Here is a 4,385-nt window from a genome sequence, read left to right as displayed (position 1 = left end):
CCTCCGTGGCGCTGGGGGAGCGGGCCAGCGCGCGCGCCGGCTCCCCGCGCTTCGCGAGCGCCGTGAGCAGGTGCTTCCCGACGAACCCCGAGCCACCGGTGACGAACGCGCGCACGTGTGAAGCCTCCTCGGACAGAGGACGCCGCTCCTACCACTCCCGGCGGGGCGCGGGGTAGCCCGCGCCCCGAAGGTCAGAACATGTCGCGCAGCGAGGGGGCCGGCCCCGCGAACAGGGCGCTGGCCGTGTCGAGCGAGGCCTCCTCCGCGCGCAGCATCCCGGCGAGCTGGAGCGCGCGGGGCGTGAGGAAGCCGGTGTAGAGCGGCGCCAGGGCGCGCACGTGCAGTTGGAGGTGGCCCTCGCCGCCCGGGCGGACGCGGGCGGTGCCGCCCTCCACCTCCAGCACGAAGCGCCCCTGGTTCTCCGGGAAGAGGTCGTCCTCCACGTCCAGGTGGAGCGCGCCGGACAGGCCGGGGGCGAAGCCGCGCGCCTCCAGGGCCCGGGGGACGTCCAGCAGGCGCGTCATCCAGTGCATGGAGAGCTTCACCTGGTAGGTCTGTTCGCGCAGCAGCGCGAGGAGCGGCTCGTCCGCGCCGCCGAACCACATCACGTCCTGGGCCAGGGAGCGGTGGTCGCCCAGGAAGCGCAAGAGCCGGCGCGCGGCGGCGGGCGTGGTGGCGGTGAGGTCGGTCAGCTTCAGGACCTGCCTGGGCACGGCGCCCTGGGGTGAGAGGCCGCGCACGAGGTACACGTAGCCCTCCACGCCGGAGGTCCCCTCCACGACGTAGCCGTAGGCGGTGTCGTTGCGGGGCGTGCGCACGCGCCGCCAGATGTAGTCCCCCCGGTCCAGCCAGCCGTGGTGCTGGGCGGCGAAGCGCCGGTAGCAGGCCTCCACCGCCGCGTCGTCGGACGGGCGCAGGGGGCGCAGGGACAGGGAGCGCTCCCCCAGCTCCAGCGAGGCCGCGTCGACGTGGATTTCATAGCGCGCGCCAGCGACCTCGTAGCCCACGCGCCGGTAGAGCGGCTGCGTCGCGGGGTAGAGGACGGAGAGGGGGGCGCCCCGTCGCGCATCTCCCGCAGGAAGTGATGGAAGAGGCGCGTGGCGGCGCCCGCGCCCCGGTGCGCGGGAGCGACGCCCACGCCGCCCACGCCGATGAGGGGCACGGAGCGGCCCCCCAGGAACTGGCCCATGCGGATGAGGGTGAGGGTGGCGGCGACCTCGCCGTTCACGCGCAGGATGCGCAGCGAGGACTCGGAGAAGTTCTTGCGCACCCCGGTCTCGGAGTCCGCGAGCGGCATGGCGAACGCCTGCGCGGTGATGTCCGCGATGGCGGCCAGTTCCTGCTCATCCCTCGGAGGTCCGTACGCTTCCGTCTCCATCCCGCATCCCCCTTGCTGGTTTCAGGCGGCGCAGCATGGCGCAGCGGATGGAGGGCGGGAAGGCTCAGACCTCGACGAACTGTCCTCCCACGATGCCGGCCTGTTCAAGGGCGGCCTTGAGCTCGCCATCGACGATGAGCGCGGGCCGCCATCCCCAGAGGCGGAACACGCGCTCGTCAGCGACCTTCCCCTTTTCGATGCGCAACCCACCGATGTCTCGATATTCCCCTACCTTCTCGGGCTGACCGTCTTCAGGTCTCCAGAACTGGACCTCCTCACTCGCCACTTCATCAACGCAGCGGACGGTGCGCGTGACGACCAGAAGGAAATAGGGCTCGTTCTGGCCCTCGACCTGCACGGGAAAGAGCTGCACGTCGTTGGGGGCCAGCGCGCGAAAAACCCCAGCCGTCCTGGCATTGAGAACAGGCGTGAGCCCTACGCCTGCGGACGTGAAGTCCAGGGGCTTCCCAGGACGGGAGAGCGGAACCCGCAGCGGGCCTGGATCGGGAATGAGCACCCCATCCGAGAACACCCAAGGGTCCTCCAAAGGTTGACCGTCAGCATGGGTCGGCGTCTTGAAGTACCAGCGTCCCGGTACGTACACGTCAATGAGCAGGTCGAAGAACCGTCGTTCCTTCACTTCAGGCATCGGGATCCCGGGTGATGAGCTTTCGCATGCGGGTGCCCGCGGTCGTCAGTTCTTCCGCGATGGCGGTCAGGACGTCCATCAACGCGGTCCGGCACTGCGCGACGCCTCTGCACTTCCCCATGGCCTTGCTGATCCGGTTGAGCACGGCTTGATGGTACTCCGCCGGATGAGGTCCTCGATGCCCGTTGATTCGCACCAGGTTCGCCGTGTCATTGAGGCTCATTCCTGCCTGCTCGAAGAACGGTTCGAAGACGGGCGTCCACGGTCCACCCGACAGCTCCGACACCTCGTTCTTGTCCGTGCAGATGTGATGGACGTCGCCTTCAGGGTCACCCTGGATTCCACCCCCGGGCCCCATGGCGACAGCCGCCACCGCCGTGGGAGCCAACGTGACGTTGAGCACTCCGGCGGACGACACGGAGATGGAGCGCACCTCACCGGCCAGCGCCCGCGACAACTGGAACCCAGCTCCGGCCTCCGCACTCAACGCAGCCTGCGGGAAGCCCGGCATCCGAGGCCCCTGCGCGGCCATCGCGTTCCTGCCGCCCAGCGCCGTCATCGCGACGATGACCAGCACCCGCGCCCCGTTGCTCCCGAGCACCCGCCCGAAGCGATGCCCCGCCTCCTTCAGCCCGGCCACATCCCGGGCGTCCCGCGATTCATCCATCAGCCGCAGGAAGCCCTGCCCCAGGTTCCACACCGGCCCCGTGCCCAGATACGCGATGAGCGATGCCGTCAGAACCACCGCGACCAGCTTCGTGACGGGCTCCGGTGCGACCAGCATCACCATCGCCGTGCCAATCATCGTCGTCACCATGGCTCGCAGCGCGGCCGGGTCCATCAACTCCTCCATCGCCTCCGCCACCCCTTCCCAGACCGCATCGAGCGCGAACGAGAGCGCCATCCTCCGCCGCTCCATCGGGTCCACGGGGAAGTCATCGCTCAAGCGGAGCACCTGCTGCCGGCCTCGGGCGCCGTCGACGATGCCGCCCGCGGACGCGAGCAGTGAGCGCCCGCTGGACTCCCGGAACGACACGTCCAGCTTCAGCTCGAGCACGAGCCGGGTGACGGCGTCCTTGAACGCCTCCTCGTCAATCCGGACCGGCTCCGTCTCCACCGGCGTATACGCGATGGGCCGGCCCCGGCCCGTGTCGAGGTTCACCACGCGCGTCGTCGCGCAGCCCGCTGCAAGCCACAGCAGCACGGCCATTGCCCAGAGCCTCATGTGCCCTCACAAACCTTGAGGAAGATTGGACCAGGTTCCATGGGCCCGCGTTCTACACCTCGACGAACCGTCCTCCCTTGATGCCGGTCTGTTCCAGGGCGTCCTTGAGGTCGCCATCGACGATGAGCGCGGACCGAAGTCCCCACGGGCGGAACACGCGCTCGTCAGCGACCTTTGTTTTGTCGATACGCAGCCCGGCGACGTACTTGTATCCCCCGACCTTCTCGGGCTGCCCGTCCTCAGGAGTCCACAGCTTGAACTCTTCACTTGCGGCCTCATCAACGCATCGGACCGTGCGCGCCGCGACCAGGAGGAAATAGGGCTCGACTTGTCCCTCGACCTGTACCGGGAAGAGCTGCACGTCATTAGAGGCCAAGGTGCGGAACACATCAGCCGTCCGAGCACTGAGGATGGGCGTGACCCCTACGCCAGCGGACGTGAAGTCCAGGGGCTTTCCTGGACGGGAGAGCGGAATATGCAGCGGGCCTGGATCGGGAATGGGCATCCCACGCGTAAACACCCAAGGGTCATCCAGTGGCTGCCCGTCGAGGTAGGTCGATGTCTTGAAATACCAGCGCCCCGGCACATACACATCGATGTCTAGTTCGAAGAACCGCCGTTTCATCGCGTCAGGCATCGGGATTCCTTGTGATGAGCTTGCGCAAGCGGGTGCCAGCGGTTGTCAGGTCTTTTGCGATGGCCGCCAGGACGTCCACCAGCGCAACCCAGATTCTTGTCCGTGCAGTCGACGCGAGCAGGGAGCGCGCGCCGCCATCGCGCTCCGTGCCTACCGTGTCTCGGATGAACCTCGCGCCAGGGGGACGACCCAGCGCAGCGGGGAGGCGGGGGTGTGGAACTCGGTGAGCTGGATCCGCTCCGGGCCAATCTGGTGGCCATCGGGGGTCTTGAGTTCCAGGACATGCTCGCCCAAGGGGAGCTCGAGGAGCAGCGGCGCGTGGCCCCGGCGCTCACCGTCGATGATGACCACCGCGCGCAAGGCCCCCTCACCTCCCACCGTCAGCGCCCCCGAACCGCCCTTCGCCGGGCGCGCCTGGGCACGGGCCGGCCGCTTCGGAGGCGTCTCCTGCGCTCGCGGCGCCGCGCTTGTCTCGGGCGCCGCGCTGGTCCGGGGG

5 protein-coding genes and 2 pseudogenes are annotated in these 4,385 nt (G+C 68.9%); all 7 read right to left on the bottom strand.

Features of this window, described 5'->3' with window-relative positions; genetic code table 11:
• On the bottom strand, positions 1-115 hold a 115-nt coding region (locus tag ACLEQD_RS37980; protein ID WP_410390738.1), incomplete at its 3' end, for an NAD-dependent epimerase/dehydratase family protein.
• Positions 116-191: 76 nt separating this feature from the next.
• Positions 192-1,007 carry an enhanced intracellular survival protein Eis gene (gene eis / locus ACLEQD_RS37975; protein WP_410390737.1) on the bottom strand — a complete coding sequence of 272 codons (816 nt, stop codon included), beginning with the start codon at positions 1,005-1,007 and terminating at the stop codon, positions 192-194.
• 113 nt (positions 1,008-1,120) lie between these two features.
• Positions 1,121-1,297, bottom strand: a pseudogene (locus ACLEQD_RS37970) (GNAT family N-acetyltransferase); the annotation flags it as partial.
• Positions 1,298-1,442: 145 nt separating this feature from the next.
• Complete coding sequence (locus tag ACLEQD_RS37965; protein ID WP_410390736.1) at positions 1,443-2,027, bottom strand: imm11 family protein; 585 nt, start codon at positions 2,025-2,027, stop codon at positions 1,443-1,445.
• A complete protein-coding gene (locus ACLEQD_RS37960; RefSeq protein WP_410390735.1) occupies positions 2,020-3,252 on the bottom strand; it encodes an AHH domain-containing protein in 1,233 nt (410 codons plus the stop codon). Before ACLEQD_RS37960 ends, ACLEQD_RS37965 begins: the two co-directional genes overlap by 8 nt.
• A gap of 52 nt (positions 3,253-3,304) precedes the next feature.
• Positions 3,305-3,889, bottom strand: a complete 585-nt coding sequence (locus tag ACLEQD_RS37955; RefSeq protein WP_410390734.1) for an imm11 family protein — start codon at positions 3,887-3,889, stop codon at positions 3,305-3,307.
• A 150-nt stretch (positions 3,890-4,039) separates the two neighbouring features.
• Positions 4,040-4,385 (bottom strand): annotated as a pseudogene (locus tag ACLEQD_RS37950) (hypothetical protein); the annotation flags it as partial.

It is taken from the genome of Corallococcus sp. 4LFB (assembly GCF_046520365.1).
In the GTDB taxonomy this organism is placed as follows: domain Bacteria; phylum Myxococcota; class Myxococcia; order Myxococcales; family Myxococcaceae; genus Corallococcus; species Corallococcus caeni.
The sequence above is the reverse complement of the archived record's forward strand: the minus strand, read 5'-3'. Positions and strand labels throughout refer to the sequence as shown.

What these genes read in the sequence shown, in the direction of transcription:
- ACLEQD_RS37965 (WP_410390736.1), bottom strand. Translation starts at nt 2,027, where the DNA reads ATGCCTGAAGTGAAGGAACGACGGTTCTTCGACCTGCTCATTGACGTG.
- ACLEQD_RS37960 (WP_410390735.1), bottom strand. Translation starts at nt 3,252, where the DNA reads ATGAGGCTCTGGGCAATGGCCGTGCTGCTGTGGCTTGCAGCGGGCTGC.
- ACLEQD_RS37955 (WP_410390734.1), bottom strand. Translation starts at nt 3,889, where the DNA reads ATGCCTGACGCGATGAAACGGCGGTTCTTCGAACTAGACATCGATGTG.